The 20,271-nt window shown below is 68.3% G+C and carries 18 protein-coding genes; 6 read left to right on the top strand and 12 right to left on the bottom strand.

Going from position 1 to position 20,271, the window contains the following annotated elements; genetic code table 11:
- Window positions 1–165: 165 nt before the first annotated feature.
- Both BLQ91_RS29575 and BLQ91_RS29580 read right to left on the bottom strand, forming a co-directional pair.
- Complete coding sequence (locus tag BLQ91_RS29575) at window positions 166–690, bottom strand: hypothetical protein (protein WP_143022867.1); 525 nt, start codon at window positions 688–690, stop codon at window positions 166–168.
- Between the two features lie 281 nt (window positions 691–971).
- Entirely contained in the window at window positions 972–1,535 is a 564-nt protein-coding gene (locus BLQ91_RS29580; RefSeq protein ID WP_176960015.1) for a hypothetical protein, read from the bottom strand.
- A 262-nt stretch (window positions 1,536–1,797) separates the two neighbouring features.
- Here BLQ91_RS29580 and BLQ91_RS29585 point away from each other — a divergent pair, with 262 nt between their 5' ends.
- Both BLQ91_RS29585 and BLQ91_RS29590 read left to right on the top strand, forming a co-directional pair.
- The gene (locus BLQ91_RS29585) at window positions 1,798–2,913 is read left to right on the top strand and encodes a vWA domain-containing protein (protein WP_176960016.1); all 1,116 of its coding nucleotides are present in this window, start codon (window positions 1,798–1,800) and stop codon (window positions 2,911–2,913) included.
- Window positions 2,910–3,494, top strand: a complete 585-nt coding sequence (locus BLQ91_RS29590; RefSeq protein WP_245733892.1) for a class F sortase — start codon at window positions 2,910–2,912, stop codon at window positions 3,492–3,494. Before BLQ91_RS29585 ends, BLQ91_RS29590 begins: the two co-directional genes overlap by 4 nt.
- A 256-nt stretch (window positions 3,495–3,750) precedes the next feature.
- On the opposite strand, the gene BLQ91_RS29595 is transcribed toward BLQ91_RS29590, so the two are convergent.
- From BLQ91_RS29595 to BLQ91_RS29615, 5 genes are all read right to left on the bottom strand, one after another.
- Window positions 3,751–5,193 (bottom strand): flavin monoamine oxidase family protein, encoded by a 1,443-nt coding sequence (locus BLQ91_RS29595; protein ID WP_090102080.1) that lies wholly within the window; start codon window positions 5,191–5,193, stop codon window positions 3,751–3,753.
- Between the two features lie 262 nt (window positions 5,194–5,455).
- Complete coding sequence (locus BLQ91_RS29600) at window positions 5,456–6,604, bottom strand: MFS transporter (RefSeq protein ID WP_245733893.1); 1,149 nt, start codon at window positions 6,602–6,604, stop codon at window positions 5,456–5,458.
- A 70-nt stretch (window positions 6,605–6,674) separates the two neighbouring features.
- Complete coding sequence (locus BLQ91_RS29605; protein ID WP_090102083.1) at window positions 6,675–7,136, bottom strand: thioredoxin family protein; 462 nt, start codon at window positions 7,134–7,136, stop codon at window positions 6,675–6,677.
- Window positions 7,137–7,181: 45 nt separating this feature from the next.
- On the bottom strand, window positions 7,182–7,529 hold the full coding sequence (locus BLQ91_RS29610) for a rhodanese-like domain-containing protein (RefSeq protein WP_090102085.1): 348 nt from the start codon (window positions 7,527–7,529) through the stop codon (window positions 7,182–7,184).
- Window positions 7,530–7,619: 90 nt separating this feature from the next.
- The gene (locus BLQ91_RS29615) at window positions 7,620–8,552 is read right to left on the bottom strand and encodes a LysR family transcriptional regulator (RefSeq protein ID WP_090102087.1); all 933 of its coding nucleotides are present in this window, start codon (window positions 8,550–8,552) and stop codon (window positions 7,620–7,622) included.
- A 188-nt stretch (window positions 8,553–8,740) separates the two neighbouring features.
- Between BLQ91_RS29615 and BLQ91_RS29620 the strand changes: the two genes are divergently transcribed.
- The 3 genes from BLQ91_RS29620 to BLQ91_RS29630 are packed head-to-tail and all read left to right on the top strand — an operon-like array spanning window position 8,741 to window position 11,673.
- Window positions 8,741–9,421 carry a tRNA-dependent cyclodipeptide synthase gene (locus tag BLQ91_RS29620; protein WP_090102089.1) on the top strand — a complete coding sequence of 227 codons (681 nt, stop codon included), beginning with the start codon at window positions 8,741–8,743 and terminating at the stop codon, window positions 9,419–9,421.
- 2 nt (window positions 9,422–9,423) lie between these two features.
- Window positions 9,424–10,722, top strand: coding sequence for a purine-cytosine permease family protein (locus BLQ91_RS29625; protein WP_090102092.1), 1,299 nt, complete (start codon window positions 9,424–9,426; stop codon window positions 10,720–10,722).
- A gap of 15 nt (window positions 10,723–10,737) precedes the next feature.
- The gene (locus BLQ91_RS29630) at window positions 10,738–11,673 is read left to right on the top strand and encodes a LysR family transcriptional regulator (RefSeq protein WP_090102094.1); all 936 of its coding nucleotides are present in this window, start codon (window positions 10,738–10,740) and stop codon (window positions 11,671–11,673) included.
- Between the two features lie 51 nt (window positions 11,674–11,724).
- On the opposite strand, the gene BLQ91_RS29635 is transcribed toward BLQ91_RS29630, so the two are convergent.
- From BLQ91_RS29635 to BLQ91_RS29650, 4 genes are all read right to left on the bottom strand, one after another.
- Entirely contained in the window at window positions 11,725–13,146 is a 1,422-nt protein-coding gene (locus BLQ91_RS29635; RefSeq protein WP_176960017.1) for a M1 family metallopeptidase, read from the bottom strand.
- Between the two features lie 568 nt (window positions 13,147–13,714).
- Window positions 13,715–14,911 carry an RICIN domain-containing protein gene (locus BLQ91_RS29640; RefSeq protein WP_090102098.1) on the bottom strand — a complete coding sequence of 399 codons (1,197 nt, stop codon included), beginning with the start codon at window positions 14,909–14,911 and terminating at the stop codon, window positions 13,715–13,717.
- Window position 14,912: 1 nt separating this feature from the next.
- Window positions 14,913–16,433: an RICIN domain-containing protein gene (locus BLQ91_RS43450; RefSeq protein WP_090102100.1), complete on the bottom strand. Its 1,521-nt coding sequence runs from the start codon at window positions 16,431–16,433 to the stop codon at window positions 14,913–14,915.
- A gap of 265 nt (window positions 16,434–16,698) precedes the next feature.
- Window positions 16,699–17,160, bottom strand: a complete 462-nt coding sequence (locus BLQ91_RS29650; RefSeq protein WP_090102102.1) for an RICIN domain-containing protein — start codon at window positions 17,158–17,160, stop codon at window positions 16,699–16,701.
- Window positions 17,161–17,657: 497 nt separating this feature from the next.
- On the opposite strand from BLQ91_RS29650, the gene BLQ91_RS29655 reads away from it, so the two are divergent.
- Window positions 17,658–18,875 carry a glycosyltransferase family 2 protein gene (locus BLQ91_RS29655; RefSeq protein ID WP_176960018.1) on the top strand — a complete coding sequence of 406 codons (1,218 nt, stop codon included), beginning with the start codon at window positions 17,658–17,660 and terminating at the stop codon, window positions 18,873–18,875.
- Here the strand turns inward: BLQ91_RS29655 and BLQ91_RS29660 are convergent.
- On the bottom strand, window positions 18,837–19,925 hold the full coding sequence (locus BLQ91_RS29660; protein ID WP_143022869.1) for a GTPase domain-containing protein: 1,089 nt from the start codon (window positions 19,923–19,925) through the stop codon (window positions 18,837–18,839). The two genes, BLQ91_RS29655 and BLQ91_RS29660, sit on opposite strands and share 39 nt — an antisense overlap.
- Window positions 19,926–20,271: the final 346 nt, after the last annotated feature.

The raw sequence follows: 20,271 nt of genomic DNA on the forward strand, positions 1-20,271 counted from the left end.
GTTACGAGCCAGAGCCGCTCATTTTGACGGACCGCAGCTCACCGGCCGCGTTCTGAACGAATCCTCGGTGGGCAGTTCGGCAGGTCTGAACCTGGAGCAGACGGCCTTCACCCGGTGATGTTCTGCGCACCGCCGGATCGATTCCTCACCCCATCGTCTGGCGGTTCACAGGACGGCGGTGAAGGTGACGGTTCCGCTGACGCTGGTCAAGCCCTGAGGGGTGAGGCAGGCGGTGAGGTCGGTGGCGGGCAGAACTTTGGTCTGGACAACGGTTGCGCCTTGGAACAGCCCGTCGACCACGGTGCCGGTCAGGACGAGCACCGTGGTGCCGCCGGGCTTGAGGTTGACCTCGAAGCCACCTCGGACGGTGCTGCTCTGCCCGGTGTTCCAGTGGTAGGTCGAGGTGTTGGTGGTGGAGCCGGCCAGGCAGCTGAACGTGCCGCTGACCAGCGAGGTGAAGGTCGCACCGGTGATCTCGGGATGGCTGGGGGACACGCAGCCGCCCAGCGTGCCGGTGGCGTGGAAGTCGATGTGTCTGGGCAGCAACGTCATGCCGGGGGAGTAGGTGCCGACCTGGGTGCCCAGGGCGCAGTTGACGTCCACCGCAGAGGCCGAAGCGGGCACGTGGAACAGCCCTGCGACGCCGAGCAGCGCGCCGACCACGGCGACGATCAATGAACGCAGACGCATGAGGATTCCTGTTCTCCGGAAAGGTGATGAGCGAATCCAGTTTTGCGATCTGTTCATCCGCTCTCAATCGGCTGAACGGCTTGTGGTGGAACACTCTCCGTAGGTGTGCGCAAGGCGTCGCTGCTGGAGGAATTATTCCTTGTGGAGTGACATGGGCTTGGTGGAGAAGGATTGGCCGTTGACGTTGGCGAGGACTCCGGCACTTGATTGCGTCATCAGGACGACTTTGAGCTGTCGGAGTCCCGGCAGTCCGAGCGTCGGTCGATCCGCGAGGCGGCGGGTCAGGCGAGTTGGGTGATGGTGATGTTGGCGGGGCCGCTGGTGCCGGTGACGCCTTCGGGGGTGAAGCACTGAGCCGGAGTGGTGTTGAGCAGCGCCGCGGTCATCACGACGGTGGCTCCGGTGAACCTGCCCGCGGTCACCGTGCCCTGGTAGATCACGACGACCTCGTTCGCGGGACGCAGCACCACGAGCCCGACTGCGGCCACGGTGGTGGTTTCGCCGGTGTTCCAGGTGATGGTCACGGTGATGGAGACGCCGCCGCCGAGGCAGGACACCAGGCCGTTGGCCACGATCGCGAACCCGCCGGAGGTGATGGCGGGGGATCCGGTGGAGACGCAGGAGTCGTAGTCGGCGCTGGAAGTGATGGAGACGACCTTGGGCTGCGCGGTCACCCCTGGGTTGTACGTGTTGGCGCCGCTGCCCACGCAGGACAGCAGTTCGGTCGCCGCCTGGGCCGTGGGCGCGGTGACCACGACTCCGGCCGCCACCGTCAACGCGACCACGGCGCCCGTCAAGAACCGCCGCGCCATTGACAACAGCCCCACTGCTCTCGTGGCTCTCATCAAAACACTCCTCACATCGGGGACTTGGCCGGATCACACTGTAATCCCGCGATGGCGCGCCAAATGGGGGAAGAGGAAGACACTTTCCGTATGTGTTGGCCCAGGGAATCCGCGTTGCCCGTCACTGCTGGCCTGTCTTTCGGCAAGTCTGAGCGACAGCGACCTTTCGCGTGTTGCTGGGGATTCACCTGTTTGGCTGATATCCACGGGCGCCACAGGCTCGTTGAAGGAGGGCAAATCCCGCGACGTGAGGACATGGCGGATGAGAAGGCTCGGAGCCGGGCTGGTCGCCGCTGTGTTGATGGTGGCTGGCGGTGTGCCGGCGGGCGCGGTGGACGGCACGCTGCCCGGTGGCATCGGGATCGCGGTGGACATCGAGACGCCGCTGCCCGACACGGTGATCCCCAAGGGCACCACCACGGTGGTCGGCACAGCGTCGATCGGCACCAAGGCGGCGACGCCGAGAACGTCACTGGTCTACGTGCTGGACAGCTCCGGCAGCCTCGGTCAAGCCGGGTGGGACGCGGAGAAGCAGGCTGTCGCGGAGTTCCACCGGAAGGTGGCGCAGCAGCCGTACCTGGGCGTCGGCAGCGTCGGCTTGGCCGCGTTCTCCACCAGCGGCCGGGTCTTCTGGACCGGCCCGGCCGCCGGTCCGCAGTTCCACAACGCGCTGGCGGCCCTGCAGTGGCAGGACGGCAGCACCAACTTCACCGCCGGCCTGAGGGCGGGCACCGAGGCCGCGAACGCGACGACCGAACCCCGGTCGATCATGATCTTCCTGTCCGACGGCCGCGACAACCACGCCCTGGAGAACTTCGAGGGCGCGCTGTCCCAGGTGCCGGAGCGGGTGGACATCCACACCGTGGCGTTCGGTCCTGACGCCGGGTGCGGCAACGGCTCGCGCAGCCTCGAGCGGATGGCGGAGGTCACCGGCGGCACGTGCGTCGAGGCTTCCGAGGTGAGGGACCTGCCAGCCGCGCTGGGGAAGTTGTTCCCGTCCGAGTTGCAGCGCCTGACGCTGACCGTGGACGGCGGCCCGGAGTTGCCGATCACCGACATCGCCCCGGCTCTGCCTCAACCCGGCCCGCGCCAGGTCCGCTACACCGTCAAGACCCCGCCGCTGGACGTGGGCAACCATCCGTTGTGCGTCACCGCCTATGGCACCGACTACGCCGGGCCGGGGAAGGTCACCGACTGCACCAACGTGATCATCCGTGAACCCTCGCCCAGCACCACCCCGACCACCACGGCGGTCCCGACCGCGAGCACCACCCCGACCAGTCCCGGCGGCCCGCCACCGGCGGCGGCACTGCCCGGCAACCGCCAGGTCAGCGTCATCCCGCGCGGCGGCGTGGACACCGGCGGGACGGCACCGTGACCGCCCGCAGGCACGCGGTCATCCCCGCGGCCGCACTCCTGATCGCCGGCCTGCTCGCCGCCGGGCTGCTCCTGCCCTCCGGTGACGACGGCCCGACCGGACAACCCGTCACGGCGCCACCACCGGCGATGTCGGCAACGGCACCGGCCGAGGTGCGCATCCCCGCCCTCGGCGCCCGCTCCACCCTGATCCCGCTGGGACTCAACCCGGACGGCACTGCCGAGGTCCCACCGCTGGACCAACCCCTCCAAGCCGGTTGGTACAAGCACGGTCCCGCACCCGGCGACACCGGTCCCGCCGTTCTGCTCGGCCACGTCGACGGCCACGGCCGCCCTGGCATCTTCCACGACCTCGCCAAGCTCAAGTCCGGTGATCGCGTCGAGGTCGCCCGTTACGACAACAGCACCGCAACCTTCACCATCAGTCGGGTCGACCGCGTCCCCAAGGACCGTTTCCCCACCGGCTCCGTCTACGGCGAGACCACCACCCCGCAACTGCGCCTGATCACCTGCGGCGGTGTTTTCGACCCCGCCACCGGCGACTACAGGGACAACGTCATCGCCTACGCCGACCTCGTCTGAAGCAGGGTGAACGTGTCACGCGTCGGTCGACCTGGCCCGATTCCACGGGCCGACCCTCGCGCCGCGTGGCGTGGCGGGCAAGGATGTTGCGGAATCGAACGATGCCGATTCGGCCTGTGTCGATCAACTCGAACAACGCTGCGGACGTGGCTGACCAGAGCTCGCCTCGACAACGCCTTCGCCGAGGTGGCTGGGAGGGGCGCCGATCTGCTCGGTGCCCCACCCAGGCCCTCCACAACGCCTGACAGATGCCGTGCTAGTCCTTCCAGGGCATCTCGTCGCGCAAACCTTCGTTGATGGCGAAGGCGTTCTTCACCGCGGCCTTGAGCGCGCCCTCCACCCAGCGGCGATGGCGGCGGTCGCACGCGTCGTTGGCGAACCACACCCGGCCCACCGGCCGGATCACGTCCTCGTAGAATCCCTCGCTCATCTCGAACGCGCGGAACAGCGGGCCGATGCCGCACGCGTACCAGTCCAGCGCCCAGTCCTTGTAGACGCCGAACTCAAAGGTGTCCCGGGCCTCCGGGTGGATCTTGACCAGGTCTTCCAACGCCTGCTGCACGCACTCCTCGCCGGCCAGCGGCGTGTAGGGCATGCTGTCCTGCTCCCAGCAGTAGGACGCGATCATCACGCCCTTGCGGTAGCGGGTGTCCTGGCCGGCTGGCGGGTAGACGATGTTGCGGATGGCCAGGTCGGTGACCGTGAGCCCGTGCGTGATGCCGTACGAGCTCTCCCACCACCGCTCGCTGAACTGCATGAACAGCTTGTGCGCGCGGCCGTAGTAGGTGTTGCGGATCGCGTACCACTTGTCCGGGTCGAGGCCCTGGATCTCCATGTGCCGCAGGGCCGCGAACGGCACGGTCACCACCACCTCGTCCGCGGTGACGGTGTGCGTCCGACGGCCCGAGCGGTAGTGCACGCGCACACCGTTCTCGTCCTGGTCGATGCCGTGCACCTGCGCGCCGAGCCGGACGTCGTCCATCAGGTACGGCTCGAACGCGCGCGGCAGCGAATCGGCTCCGTCCACTATGTAGACGAGGTCGCCGAAGACGTCCTCGTAGTAGTGGGAGAACCACTCGACGAGCGAGAAGTGGTAGCGGCCCTCCAGGTTGAACAGCGGACCGAGCATGGACAGCGCGCCGTCACCGAGCCCGCGCTCCTTGAGGTAGCCCAGCAGCGTGTACTTGTCGTAGTCGACGAGGATCTTCTGCCAGGCCTTGTCCGGGCCCTCGCTCTCCATCAAGTCGATCAGAGGCTGCACGGTGTGCCGGAGCAGTTCGTGCGGCGTCTTGTCAGCCTCTGCCGTCGACAGGTCGAAGTTGAACGAGGTCGCGTCAAAGTCGCGCCGCCGCACGCCTTTGCCCTGCAGGTAGATGAACGTGTCCTCGTCGTACATCGGGAAGGGCTTGGTCGCGAGACCGAACTTGTCCTTGATGAGCCACTGCACCAGCGGGTGCTGCTCCGGGAAGCGCATCGCCCCGAACTCGCCGTACATGTCGCCCGCGAACCCGCGGTGGGTGAGGACGCGTCCACCCAACCGGTTCTGCCCCTCCAGGATGGTGACCTCGTGCCCGGCTTCCTTGAGCAACATGGCGGCCGTCAGGCCTGCCATTCCGGCACCGACCACCGCGATCCGGCGCTTCGGCGCCGCACTCTCCGGCAACCCGTCCTTCAACAGGTTGAGCACGTCCACAGCCATGACCGAACCCCTCACTCACCGTCGTCACCCTGAGCTGGTAGGAGAGGCGGCCGTCCTCGTTTCGACCGTACTGCCAGATCAAACATCGGACTACGACACGATGGAGTGGTTCGCGGTTCCCGATCAGCGACGCGGCGGGCCTGCTCGCCTCGGTGGTGACACTCCTGACGTCGGTGGGAAATACGAAGCACGACGTTCCGGCCTCAGGCGACCTCGCGCCCCTCGCCGGCTGATCAAAGCCGCTCGCCGCCGCGGATCACCCTCAGGAGCCTGCGGACACGTTGCGGCCCACTGCGGTGGGAAGGCGGAGGGCGGCCCAGATCGGTACGACCACCAGTGCCGCGGCCGTCCAGGTCAACGCGGGTGCCGCGGTGTCCAGCACCACTCCTCCCACCGCGGCACCCCCTGCCACCGCGCCGTTCCAGGCCGCGATGGTCAGCGACTGAGCTCGATCCGCGTCTCGTCCCGCGATCAGAGCTGTGACTGATTGGAACGCCGTGGGAGCACCGCCGAACGCCAGACCCCACACCGCGCAGGCCGTCAGTGTTGTGGCTGCGTCGTCGGACACCGCCAGCAGGACCATGCCGACAGCGGTCAACAACGGGCACCAGGCCAGCACTGCACGGGGATTGCGGTCCAATGTGGATCCGACTGCGAGAATTCCACCCACGGCGGCAATGCCGAAGACGAGAAGCGCGGTGGTCAGCAGGGTTTCCTGTGCCATTCGAGCGAGGACCGGACCTATGTACGTGTAGAGCATGTTGTGTGCCAACGAGTACACGAAGACCACGACCAGGATCTGACGCAACTTCGGCAATGCGTGTCGCGTCGGCTGGGCGGGCTCGGTCGTGACCGCCGGCACCACGAGCAGGACCCAGCACAGCAACGGCACGGCGATCGCCGCCATGGCAGCGAACGACCAGCGCCAGCCGACCAGTTCACCGAGAGCCGTGCCGGCGGGCACTCCCGCCGCGAATCCGACGGGTGTGCCCGCCATCGCGATCGCCAGCGCGCGCCCGGCCTGCCCTGGCGGCGAGATCCGCATCGCGTACACCGCCACCAGGGACCACATCACGCCGGTGATGGCGCCGGAGATCACCCGTGCGCCCAAGACGACACCGTAACCAGGAGATACTGCGATCGCGAGGTTCGTCACGGCGAACCCGAGCACCAGTGCCAGGAGCACGCGCTTGCGCGGCAGGCGGGACGTCAGCGCGGTCAACGGGATCGCTGTGACCGCAGTGGTGACCGCGTAGACGGTGACGAGCTGTCCGGCGGCGGACGGGGACACCCGCAGCTCCTCGGACATGCCCAGGAGCAAGCCCGCGGGCAATACCTCGCAGAGGCAGCCGAGCAGCACCGTCAGGGTCAGTGCGAGCAGCGCCCGCCACGGCAACCTGTTCTGGGACACGGGATTCCTCTCGCGTGAGAACCGCTCCGGCACGGGAGCAGGACACCCGTGCCGGAGCGGCGGACCGGGTTCAGCCCTTGGCCAGCTGGGCGTCGATCCACGTCCGCAGCGCGGATTCGCCCTTGAACCCGATCATGCGGGAGCCCGGGAGCTCCGCCGTGTTGCGCACCGGCACCAGCGTGGGCAGGTACTGGATGCGGTAGCGGGACGAGAGGTCACGGCTGACGTCCACGTCGACCATGCCGACCAGGATCCGGCCGTTGTACTCCGCGGCCAGCTTCTCGAGCACCGGCTTGAGCTGACGGCAGGGCGGGCACCAGCTGGCGCCGAAGTCGAGGACGACCAGCTTGGTCTTGGACACCTCCATCACCTGCTGGTAGTTCGCGGACGTCACCGCGACGACGTTCTCCGCGCTGATGTGGGTGTTCGAGCCGGCCGCCGGGGCGGCTTGGGCTGCCGCGGGCAGCAGCGTCGAGGCCAGGAGCGCCACGACGGCGACGCCGGCGCGCAGCCAGTTCTTGAGCAGGGACATCGAAACTCCTTGGTAAGCAGGGAAACTACGGACACCCGTCGGTGCTCAGCCGGAGGTCGTGGCGAGGCCGGCACCGACCCAGTCCTCGATGCCCTCACGGTATTTGCGCACGTTCGAGTAACCCAGTCGGAGCAGCCGGGCCCCTACGAGTTCGCTGTTGCGACAGGGCACGTTGGCGCAGTAGACGACGATCTCGGCGGTCTTGTCCGGCAGGACGTCGGGTGCGTGCCGGTCGGTGAACTCGGCCGCCTGTTCGTAGGGGAATCCCGGGATGTTCACCGCGCCGGGCAGGTGTTCTTTCTCGTAATAGGCCGCGGGCATGGTGTCGACCACTACCAGGGTGCCCGCGTCGATTCCTTTCCGGAGTTCTTCTCGGGAGATCAACGGCAACATCGGAGTGACCCCTTTCCGGCACGGTCAGCGCAGTGTTCGCGCTGATTCCGAGTGTGGCCGGACAAGGGGTTCACGCCCACTGCCAGCGCGCTATGCCGCGCCGTTATCGAGCCATCCGCGATAGCGGTCGTTCTGTGCGACGAGCCGTTCGTAGACGGTCACGGCGGCACGGTGCACGGTGGTGAACCGGTCGGCGAGCGGGTGGTCCGCGCGCCAGAGCAGGACGTGCTGCACCTTCATGGGATCACCGGCCAGTGGCCGGATCACCATGCCGGGAGGCTCGGGCGTGGTCGGCTGTACCAGGCACACCCCGTGCTCGCCGGACACGAGGCGGTGCCGCAGCGCGTCGACGTCGTGCGCGATTCGCGGGGTGAACCCGTGTGCCAGGCACATCTCGCGGAACACGACCCGGCAGCCGTCGCCACAGCTGGACACGATCCACTGTTCCCGCGCCAGATCGCCCAGCTCGACGAAGGGCCAGGCGGCCAGCGGGTGCCCCGCCGGCAGCGCCACGAACGAGGGCTCGACGACCACCCGCTCGGCACGCACCCCGTCCGGCACGGCCAGCGTTCGCGGGCCGCAGATCATCGCCACCGCGAGGTCGACGCACCCGCCGTCGACCTGCGTGACCAGCCTGCTGTGCGACAGGTCCGCGCGGCTGGTGAGTTCGTGGTCCGGCAGCAGCCGCTCGAGGCATCCGAACAGGCCGGGCACGAGGTTGCTGTCGTTCCAGCCGATCCGCAGGCCGCCGGGGGACGGCTGCTGCAGGCGGAAGTCCCGGTCCAGCTCGTCGAAGGCAGGGATGATCGCCTCCGCGCGGGCGAGCACCAGCTCTCCGATCCGGGTCGGGCGCACGCCGCGCGGGCCGCGGTCGAAGAGCCGTTCGCCCACCAGTTGCTCGATGCGGCGCAGTTGGTGGCTGAGGGCGGGCTGGGCCAGTCGCAGCTCGCCGGCGGCCCGGTTGAGACTGCCGGCTCGTGCGATGGCGACGAGCACCCGCAGATGGCGGACCTGGAGCTCCATGTCACTCATCAGACACGGTCGAACGCGTTCTGTCAGCAGTTCGGCGCCGAACGGAGCAGGACGTTCGGGCGTCGGACGCATAAGGCGACGGCATGACCTTCCGGCAGTACCCGCCGGTTCTGCTTCTGCCGATAGTGGTCGAACCCGGATTTTCCCTGCCCCTGTGAATATGACTTTCGGAGTCGACAGTGTTGTTGACAACTCCGCTGACCGAGCACTGTGTCACCCCTTTGCGAAGCGGTAGGCATGTGTGCATCGGTGTGAGCCCGTTCAACAGTTATTTTTCGGTGGAACGCATCACGGCACTCGCCCGCTGGGCGATGCGGGAATTCGAGCGGTTCCATTTCTTCGTGCCCGACCACGCGGCCGTGTACACCCTGGAGGCACTCGGCTACGAACCCGGCCGCGCGCGGCGCAAGGCCGGACGGCAGGGCCAGTACGTGGTGAACAAGATCTGCCGCGCCCTGCGCGACGTCGGCGTGCCGGAGCCGGAGGAGCACCTGCTCGACGGCGCTGCTCTGGCCCGCAACGACAGATACCGTGAGCTGCTCCGCGACGCGGGTGCGTGGTTCATGACCGACGACGCCTTCGCCGCGGAGTGCCTGGAGGCCACCCGCTGGGTGCTCGACCGCCGTCTGCCGGACGGCCAGGCGCCTACCGAGGACCAGCTGAGGTCCGCCGTCCGGTACTTCCTCGCGGAGCTGCCGATGTTCATCGACACCCCGGCGATCGCGGACGTCGACAGCTCGGTGTTCGCCTACCACCAGAGAGTGGCGTTCCTGGAACGCCTGTACGCCAGGGAACTGGCCTGGCTGCCGAACCCCGCACAGGGTTTCGTCGTGCTGACGCCTCACGAAGAGGTGGTCTGACGGTGGCCCACGACGACTACTCGCTGAGCAGGCTCCCCGCGGAGGCCCGGAGGTCGTGGGTCTCCGTTGCCGTGCAACGGTTCGGGCAGGTCTCGGCGTTCCACCAGTTCCTCCTCGGCGCCACGCTCGGCCTCGGGATGACGTTCTGGGACGCGGTCCTCGCGATCACGCTCGGGTCGGTAATGCTCGAGATCGTCACGATCCTGATGGGGATCGCGGGCGTGCGGGAGAACGTCTCGACGTCCGTGCTGGCACGCTGGGCCGGGTTCGGGGCACGCGGTTCCGCGTTGGTCGGCCTGCTCGTGACGCTCAGCCTCGCCGGCTGGTTCGGCGTGCAGAACGAAGTGTTCGCGCAAGGCCTGCACCGGCTGATGGGTGGGCCGCCGGTCTGGGCGTGGGCGGTCCTCGGCGGCATCGCGGTGACCGTGATCGTCGTGGCGGGCTTCCACACCATGGCGTGGACGGCCTATCTCACCGTGCCCGCGTTCCTGCTGCTGACCGGCTGGACGATCGTCTCCGAGCTGCAGCGGCACGACCTCGCGGACCTGGTCGGCATGGCCCCGCCAGGCCCGGCGCTGAGCCTCGCCCAGGGCACCACGCTGGTCGCGGGCGCGTTCATCATGGGCGCCGTCATGACCCCCGACATGACGAGGTTCAACCGGCGTCCCTCCGACGTCGTGAAGCAGACGCTGATCAGCGTCACCCTCGGCGAGTACCTGATCGGCCTGACGGGGGTGCTGCTCGCACACGCGGCCCGCAGCGCCGACGTGGTCGGCGTGATCATGTCGAGCTCGGGCGCGATCGGCACGCTGATCATGGTCACGGCGATCCTGAAGATCAACGACTGGAACCTCTACTCGGCGTCCCTCGGTCTGGTGAACACCGTCGACGTGCTGCTGGGCAGGAGGATCAGCCGATCGACCGCGACGCTGTGGCTGGGAACCCTGGGCACCCTGCTGTCCGCTCTGGGCATCCTCAGCCACTTCACCGTGTTCCTCACCTGGGTCGGGGTGATCACACCACCGGTCGCGGGCATCATGATCGCCGAGTACTTCGTGGTGCGCACCTGGCGCGCGGAGCTGGACTCCTCGCGCGCGCGAGGGGAGCTGCCGGCCGTTTCGCCGAACTGGGTCCCGGCCTCGCTGGTGTGCTGGGCGGCCGGAGCCGCGGTCGGTTTCCTGGTGCCGTTCGGCATCCCGACGATCAACTCCGTCGTGGTCGCGTTCGCGTTGTACGCTGCGATCGGCAGGACGGTGGGGATCATGCCGCCGCCGCGATCCCCGGTCGACACTCATCGCTGATGGGGAAGTGACGGCATGGAGCTCGATGTCCACCACCTCAAGCTCGTACGGGCGATCGGGGAGACCGGCAGCCTGTCCGAAGCAGCGGTGCGGCTCGGAATCAGCCAGCCCGCCGTCAGCGGCAACCTCAAGCGCCTCGAGAACGCGTTGGGGCAACGGCTGTTCGACCGCGGCTCCAGCACCGCGCCAGTCATGCCGACGCCCACCGGTGAACTGCTGCTCGACCGGATCAGCGCGGTGCTGCCCATGATGGAGGGGCTGGCGCGGGACATCGAGGTCCGCACCAGCCCCTCCGAGCTCGTGCGCGTGGGCGGTGTGTGCTCGCCGGTCCTGTGCCATCTCCCCGCGATCGTCGGCAGCCACCGGCCGCACGGGCCGGCCGCGTCGTTGTTCGACAGCGAATGCCGGGACCTCGTCGTGGACATGGTGGCGCAGCGGCGGCTGGAAGTGGGCGTGGTCAAGGACTATCCCGGGTTCGAGGCGGTCACGCCCGCGTCGGTGGACTTCGCGGTGGTGGCGCACGACAAGACGCTGGTGCTGCTGCGCGAGGACCATCCGCTGGCCCGGCACAAGGTGATCGGCCTGGAACAGCTCGCCGACGAGCAGTGGGTGCTGCCCCCACCCGATTCGTCGCGCTTCCACGAGTACTTCCACAGGTCCTGTCGCCGCAAGGGTTTCATCCCGCGAGTGCAGTACGTCTCGGAGTCGTTCGGAATGACCGTGGCGGCGGTGCGCAACGGCGCCGTCGGCTTGTCGCAGGCGGCGTGCGAAGGGCACCAGCAGGTCGTCGGCCGGCTGCTCGCGGAGGACGCGCTGTCGCGCAGGTTCCTGCTCGTGTGGCACCGGGAGAGCGAGATCGCGCCGGTGGCCCGCGACGTCCTCGCGGACGCCGCGCTGGCCTACCGGCTCGAGTGTGAGGCCTCGCCGGTCTACTCCCGTTACCTGGCCTGACGAAGCGGTGTGTCCCTCCAGAACAGGAGGAGCACACCGCAGCCGGAACCGTCAGCGGAGCTCTGCCGGTGGGAGGGTCGTTCCGTGGACCCAGGCCTCGTGGAACGCCGTGAGGTCCTTGTCCGCCACCGCCGCCGTGAAGAGCTCCCAGTCGTGCCAGCCCTGGTTCATCAGCGTCGCGATCTCCGGGTAGTCCCGCAGCACCATGAAGAACTTGTCGTCGCCGATGTGCTTGCGCAGCGCGTGCACCATCAGCACGCCCTTGTCGGTGACGGAGAACTCCCGTCCCACCCCGGGGTCGGCCAGCTCGCGCCCCCAGAACCGGGGGTCGGCACCCACCCGGCGCAGCGTGTCCTGATAGCGCTGTTCCACGGTGAGACCGCCGTTCGCCTCGTTCCACAACCACACCAGGTACCGCGCGAACGACTCGACCATCGGCTGGTCCTTCCACATCTTGATGGCGAGCTGGTTGCCCCACCACTGCGATGCCAAGGACTGCACCAGAGCAGACTCGTCCGCGGTGACGCCGTGCACGGGCCGGCCCTGGGAGGGGTGCGAGTGGGTCAGCCACTCGGACAGGTACACCCCACCGGTGGACGGCAGGGGATAGGGCCCCAGCCTGTCGGTGAGGAACTCCATCACCGCGGGCAGCTTCCTCGCGAGTGCCGGGTCAGCGCCGGGCGCGAAAGCGTCGAGCACCGAGGTGCCGCCCGGCAGCGTGGACTCGCGGACGGTGAACCGGTCGACGGCGATCATCGTGGCGGATGGCGTGACGGGCACCTCCTCCGCCCAGCTGTGGGTTCCGCCGTGGACGGCCTTGCGCACACCGGTCGACACCACACTCCACCCGGTGGGAACCGTGGCGTTGAGGTGGAAGGTCGCTTTGTCGGCCGAGGTGTCGTTGACCGGGAACCACGTGCTCGCCGAATGGGGCGCACCGGCCGCGACCGCGCCGCCCGACCGCGTTGTGCGCCAACCGGTTGCGCCCCGGCCGGGGGTGTACTCCGGCTGGGGACGACCGCAGTAGACGACCTCCACGGTGAACGACGTGTCCGCCGCCAGCTCGGTGACAGGCGTGATCACCAGCTCGTGGACCTTCGCCCGGATGAACGACGCGGGCACACCGTTGACCTTCACCGCAGCCACGGTGAGGCCGCGCAGATCCAGGTTGAACCTGCTGAGGCGCTGCGTGGTGGTGGCCGTGACAAGGGCCTTGGCGTTGAGAAAACGGGAGGCCGGATCGTAGGACAGGTCGATGGTGTAGTCGCCGACGTCATAACCACCGTTGCCGTCGGTGGGGTAGTAGGGGTCGACGCCGAGCACGACACCATTGGGCGCGACGTGCACGTAACCGTCGGAGCCGATCGTGTCGCTGGCATGGGCGACAGCGGGGCTCAGGAGTGAACAGCACAGCGACAGACCGCAGAGCGACAGGGTGGTCGACGAGTACGTCCGTCGAATCCGCACAGCCATTGGCAAACCTCTCAGGGCAGTAGCAGGGGTTCGCACAGTCTGTGAGCCCGGAGCTCTGCCGTACCAATGCCGTTTCTTCATGTCCGAGCGTTATCGGCGTCGGGGTCTCGTCCACGGTCCCGCAAAGCGTGTTCGTCGCGTTCGGGGTGGCACCACCTGCACGAGGATCCTCGAAGGTGAAGGAGAAGACCTGCACGCCGGAGCCGAGCCGAATTCCTGCCCCGGGAACTCGGCTCCGGTCCGGGCGTCCACCGCCGGGTGGTCGAGCAGACTTGTGCGCTGCTGCACCGGTTCCGCCGCCCGCGGACCCGCTGGGAGATCCGCGATGACATCCGGGAAGCCTTTCTCAGCCAGGCCTGCGCATCCTCTGCCGGCACCGACTCCGCAACCTCTCAGTGAGTCAGGAGTTCTTGCTCGCCGCTGTGGCCGTACGGTCGGGCAGGCCCCATGACGTGCCCGGTCCCGTAGCCGAGAACCCTTACCGCCCCAGCGAACCGTGTCTTGGCCGAAGGTGACGGACCTGGCGGTGATCGTGCCGTCGGGCGTGGTGAGCCCCTCATGCGGGCGGTCACACCGTGCCGCGCCAGTGCTCGGGTACGGGTTCGGGGTGGATCGGCTCGCCGCAGACCCTGTCCCGGTAGAACCAGTGGTGGAACTGGTCGGCCTCGACGATGCGGTTCTGGTAGCCGCGGTGGTTGTCGATGTCGTCCTGTGCGGTCTTGTGGGTGGTGCGCAGCTGGTGACGGCGGAGGCAGAGCTGGTAGTCCATGCGGTGCAGGTGAATCAGGTACAGGTTCGGGTCGTGGTTGGTGGCCTGGTCGATGCGTTCGTGGAAGCCGCCCAGCCAGGTCATCGGTATCCGCGCGAGCAGGGGTTTGGAGTACAGGGGGTTGGAGAACCAGGTCGAGCGCTGCTCGAGCACCCCGCGTCCGGCGTCGAAGGGCGGTTCGCGGTCGTGCTGGTGCAGGACCTCCCAGCCGGTGCAGTTGACGAAGTCCTGGTCGAACTGGTCGATGTAGCGGCTCAAGTCGCCGTAGCGCGGGTCGGGGGCGACGATCTCATCGACGTCGGTGCTGAGCACGACGTCGTAGCGGTCGATGAGGTCGTGTTGGTGGTGTTGGACGATGTCGCGGTGCCAGTCGCTGCTGAACTCGTCGTGGTGGATCGGGATGCGCGTGAACCGGTCGTCGGGCGGCAGGTCGGGTGCGGGCTGGTGCTGCAGGACGTAGATGTCCTGCGGTGCGAAGAACCGGGAGTAGTAGTCCAGCCAGATCGGGAAGAAGTCCGGCTCGTCGCGGACCAGCGTGACCACGGCCCGGCTGTTGCGGCGGCGTGCGACCGGCCGCAGGCACCAGCGTTGCTGCGGTCCGTGCCAGAAGTCGAACTGGGCCAGCCGAGGCTCGTGACCGGAGTCGGCGTCCCACAGGTCCAGGTACTTGCCGCTGGCCAGGTTGGCCAGCGCGTGGCCGCCCGAGCGCAGCGGTACCAGCCGCCACAGCTGGTGCCGGGCGTTCTCCCGCCGTGCCTCCAGCACCACCTCGGCGCCGTTGTGCCCGGCGGCGCCGGCCACGGACAGCACCAGGCCGCCCGCGGTGTTCTCCACCACGACGGTGTGATGGCTTTCCGTTGTGCGCCGCAGCCTCCACCGCTGCGCCGGGGCGGTGTTGTCGGGCCAGGTCTGACGGATTCGCAGACCATCGGCCGTCAGGGCCTTGCCGCTGGCGCTGTTGATCAGCGCGAGGTGGGCGTCGTCCGGGGGAGTCATCTCAGATGCGCTCCAGGATCCAGTGCTGGTTGTGGTGCTCGTGGTAGGTGGGGTAGTCGCCCCAGTAGCCCTGTTGGGTCACCCGTGCGTCGGGGTCCAGGCTCTGGTTGCGGACATCGAGGACCTTGCCGGAGTGCAGGTTCTGGATCCGGAACAGCGGCCCGCCCTGGGATGCCCCGGCGGGGATGAACAGCCACTGCTTGTGCGCGCCGCTGGGATCGGACCGGGTGAGCACCTCGGCGCCGTTCTCCGTCGACATGCCGACCACCTCCAGGTAGCGGTCGCGGGCCGGGTCGCAGTTCTTGATGTGGTAACCGCCGCCGGGGACAGGCACCAGTTGCCACCCCACGGCCGGGATGCCGCTGTCGACGTTCTGGTCGACGTTGGCGCCGTCACCGGTCCAGTTCGGGTCGTCCAGCTGCAGGTACAGGTTGCTCAGGGTGCAGCGGATCTTGTAGCTGCCGGTCAGGTCCGGCACGGTGATCTTCACGTGGGTGGAGCCGGTCCGCACGCCGTCCACGACCACGTCGACCGCGCCCTGCACCGTGATCTCCTGGGTCACCGGGGCGGCAGCGGTTGGCGTGGCGCTGGGGAACTCCAGCGCGAAGTTCAGGGTCTGCGGCTGTGTGCCGGGGAAGGGGCCGTAGCTGGCGGGTGAGATGCGCACGAACGGCGCGATCGCCGTGTCGGGCACAAGGGTGACGCTGCCGATGGTGGTGATGCCCGTGGTGCCCAGGGTGATGATCGTGTCGACGACCGTGGCGGGGGTGATGCCGTCGGTGTAGGTGCCGCCGGTGGCGGCGGCGACACGGCTGCCCTGCCCGGCGGTGCCGCCGATGGTGCAGTTGCCCTGGAAGGGGGTGCCGTTGGACAGCGGTACCGGGTCGATGTCGAGTCCAGGTCCGCTTGACCCCGAGGGAGTGCTGATCACCAGCACGGCGATGCCCTCGGCCCGCAACTTGGAGATCACCGAGTGCTCGGTGATGTTGTAGGTCAGGCCGGACACGGCCTGGCAGATCGGGTCGTGCCCAGGGGCGTCGCCGATCCAGAGGATGATCCGCTTGGCCTCGGCGCGCCAGCCGATCGTGCCGCCGGGAGGCTGGGCGAGGTGGTCCAGGGCGAAGAACTGACCTTCGGCGGTGGTGGTGCCGCCGGCCACGGTCCAGGCGTGGATACCGCCGGCGGCCGCCGGGGCGCTGGAGGTCAGCGAGACCTGGTGGTGGAAACGTTGCTCGACGGGGAAGTCCAGGTCCCGGTAGTTGCCCACACCGAACCGCACGTCCGCGCCGACCTGGCCGGCCGCGGTGACCAGCCTGTTGAGGATTTCCTCCACTCGGGCGCGGACCGCGTCGATGATGCTGGTCATGCTGCCGGTGCTGTCGACGAGGAAGTACACGTCGATCTTGGGGATCGTCCCGGAGGCGGGTAGCTGCACCTGGATCTGCTCGTGGTGGCTGTCCGACGAGTTCGGGTTGGTCGAGAGCTCGACGTTGGACGGGGTCGGCGGTGTGGTGATGGGCATGGTGGGCTGCTCCTTCTTCCTCTATCGGGCCGTGTGGTGGTCGCAGATCCGCGATCGGCGGTGCGATCTCGGTTGAGAGGGGAACGTTGAGCTCGGTCGGCCGACCTCGACGTCGGCGTGTCGACCGTCGGCGGTCCTCTTCCGGAGGCCGGGGTGTGCGAAGCGAGTCCGCCGGGCACGGCCTCGGGGAGGTGCGGTCGGAGCCGGTGGGCATCACGATCCGCGGCTCGACCGGTCCGGCGCGTGATGCGCGGGACGTGCTGTGTCAGAGGCGTTCCAGTCGCCAGTGCTGGTTGTGGTTCTCGTAGCAGGTGGGGCCTGTGCAGGTGTTCTGGTCGACGTTGGCACCGTCGCCGGTCCAGCCGGGGTGGTCGAGTTGGAGGTACAGGCCGCTGAGCGTGCTCGGGATCTTGTACTGCCCGGCCAGCTGACCGCGGAGGCGATCGGGGTGCGGATCCTCCAGGTCCTTGTGGTTCCCGACACCGAAGTGCACGACCGCGTTCGCGGCGGTGATCAGCCTGTTCAGGATGCCCTCCCCCCAGGCGCTGACCGCGCCGATGGTGCCGCCCGTGCTGCCGGTGCTCTCGGTCGGGAAGTACACGTCGATCTTCGGGATCACCCCGGAGCCGGGCAGTCGCACCAGCACCTGTTCGCGGTGGCTGTCCGGTGAATCGGGATTGGTCGACAGTTCGATGTCGCACGGGGACAGCGGTGTGGTGACGGGCATGGCGTAGCGCCTCCTCGACCAGGCCTTGAGAACGCCTCGTGACTGCGGACCTCCGACCGAGGATTACAACCTCGATCTCACAAAGGAATAGGCACACCAGCCGGTCAACCCGAAGGTGTGCGTCTCCGCCATCCACGACGCCCCGTCACAGGAATCACCTGTGCAGGGCATCGACAACGCCCAGGACGACCCCAGGACGCGCCCGTCGTGAAGTCCTTCCGGTCAGGCAGGTGATTTCGTGTCGCATCAGGTGAGCCTGAATTACCGCGTCCAGCTTCGCTGTCACGTTTGGTGACGACGCTTTCCGATCCCGGCCCTACCTGATCGAGGTATCGCTACCCAGCGGCTGGACAAGCGATGCTGTGTAGTAGGGCGCGACACGGGGAGGGTTATGTCCTTGCTGGCCAGCAGCGGCATCGGCGCGGTTCTGTTGACAGTGTCGGCATTGGTTCGAATCGGATTGGGGACACCCTCGAATGAGGGCGGAAGACGCACACATGAGGCTGATCGAAGGCGAACGGAATACGACCCCAGGGTATTTCGGGGAAAGGGGGTGGTCGGACTTCCCGAGCAGCGTGTCGTTGGTGATCCCGGCGCACAACGAGGAGGCGTCAATTGCGGGTACGATCAAATCCTGCCGCGCACAGAGCTATCCGATTGACCAGATCATCGTGGTCGCGGACAACTGCTCCGACCGCACCGCCGACATCGCCCGCGGTCTGGGTGTGGTCGTCATCGAAGGCAAAGGCGGATCGAAAGCGGCGGCGCAGAACATGGCCCTGCCCAGGATCACCAGCGACGCCGTCGTCGCGCTCGACGCCGACGCCACTCTGTCCCCTCGCGCGGTGGAGCAGATGATGGCCACCCTGCGCCGCGGCTACGCCGGAACCTGCCCCTCGGCCATGCCCCGCGACACCGATACCCCCTACAGCCGCTACCGCACGCTCTACCACGCCATCGCCAACGGCTGGGTCCGGCCACTCCAGGACGTGTTCCACCGGCAGTTGGTCCTCAGCGGCATGGCCAACTGCCACCGCACCGACGTGCTGCGCGAGGTCGGCGGCTACCCCGACGACAACATCACCGAGGACTTCAACCTCACCTGGACCCTGCACCGCCTCGGACACCGCGTCGCCTTCACCCCCGAAGCGTTCGTCTACACCGGCGAACCCACCTCGCTGACCGAGCTGCTTTCCCAGATGCACCGCTGGACCGCCGGATTCGCCCAGACCATGGTCAAACACCGTGCTCCCGTCATGGACGGCGGAGCGTTCATCATCGTCGCCTCCCAGGTCGTCGACTCCCTCGTCGGCGGCATGGCCATCTGCACCCTGCCCCTCTACGTGGCCCGCCACGGCATGGTGCGCGGACTGCGCAGCTGGTGGAGCCCGCTGTGGATCGTGGTCACCGTCGCCTCGGTCGCGGTCGCGGTCCGGCAACTCGGATGGCGCACCACGGTGAGATGCCTGCCCAGCTGGATCGTCCTGCAGAACCTCACCGGACCGCTGAACGCCTGGTGGCTGTTCCGCGAATGGGTCCTGGGCCGCCGCCTGACCACTTGGACCGGCCGCCACGGCCGACGACCCGCGCTGACCCCGGTCACCACACGTCGCAAGACAGTGCTGATCGCAGCCACCGTCGCCGGCGCGCTGCTCGGCGTGCGGTCCTGGCGGCGCTCAACCGACCCGACGCCGCAACGGCGTCGGCAGCGATGAGACGACACCGTGGAGGGCGGAGGCCGGGAACCTGCGGCGGAAGCCGTCCAGCTCCCACTGGTACGCCTCGGCCGCGCGCCGCAGCGACCTCGCCCGAGCCGCCTGTCCGTCAGCAGGGCGCAGGGCCCGGTCGGACCAGGTTCTGACCGCAGCCTCCACCAGCATCGACGCCCCCACCGCCGCGTGTCCCGCGTACCGCCGCGCGCCACGTCCGTCCGGCACCTCGCCCACCAGGCGGTGCAGCACCCGCCGCACCGCCTCCGCCGTCACCGCCTGCGCCAACCAGTTCACTCCGACCTCGGCCGCCGCCGAACCACCCCGCCCCGTGCGCCGCGCCCGTTCGGCGGCCACCTGCAGCACCGGCGCCAGCACCGACAACAACGGCACCACCGCCTGCCGCCCGGGCTCCTCGCCGACGACGCTGACCGGGATCAGCCCCACCGACCCAGGTGCTTTGCGCCACCCCGAGGACCGTCGTGCCGCCGCCACGAAACCGGGCACCCCGACCAGCGCGTCACGAACCTGGGCCAACGTGGCACGCCCCTCCAGCAGGTCCCACTTGGTCACCACGAACCGCACGACCTTGCCCCGGCCGGCGGCCAGCTTCCACACCCCGGACATGGTGTGGTCGAAGAATGCGCGGTCACCGTCGAGCAGGGCCGCGACCCGCGCGCCGTCCAGGACGCACAGCACCGCATCAGCCCTGCGGACGCGCGCCGCCAACGTCCGGCTCACCGGATGCCCGTCCACCGTGACACACGACCCGTCGTAGTCGACCAGTCGCACCTCGTACAACGGCTCCCCGTCATCACACCCCGCCTCGAAGCACAGTTCCGCCCACGCGTCGCGGTCGGTGGCCGCGGGCCATCCCGACCCGTCGGCCCGCACCCCACCCCACGTGTGGTCCAGCCTCAAGGTGGTGGTCGGATCCGCGCTGAGCACGGGAACCGCGTCAGGCGAGTACGTGTCGAGCCCTTGCTTCATCGCGGCCAGCAGGCACGTCTTGCCGGAGCCAGCGGGACCGATTGGAACGATGTCGATGAACGGCACGATCGGCACCGTAACGATTCCCGCCGGGGACGGCAGGCCTCGACATCACCGCACCACGCGCCCCGCTCACCCTCCGCTGTCGCCCCCGCGCCAACCGGATTCGATCGGCGGGCAGGATGGCGACGACGACACGGCACAGGCGTGCCGCTACCGCCGGGCAGCGACTCCGGGCGTGTGAACGATCACCCGAGAGGCGGAAGCCTTGCTTGAGAGGGCGATTCGCCGTGACCGCTTCGGTGAACGCCGGCTCGACCTGCTTCAGCGGTGCTGTTCCTCGGCGAGCTCGCTGCTCTTGAGCTTCGGTGTACCACCGGGGCGAGCAGGGCAGTCGAACCGAGCGCCACGA

Source organism: Lentzea jiangxiensis, assembly GCF_900104175.1.
Lineage (GTDB): Bacteria > Actinomycetota > Actinomycetes > Mycobacteriales > Pseudonocardiaceae > Lentzea > Lentzea jiangxiensis.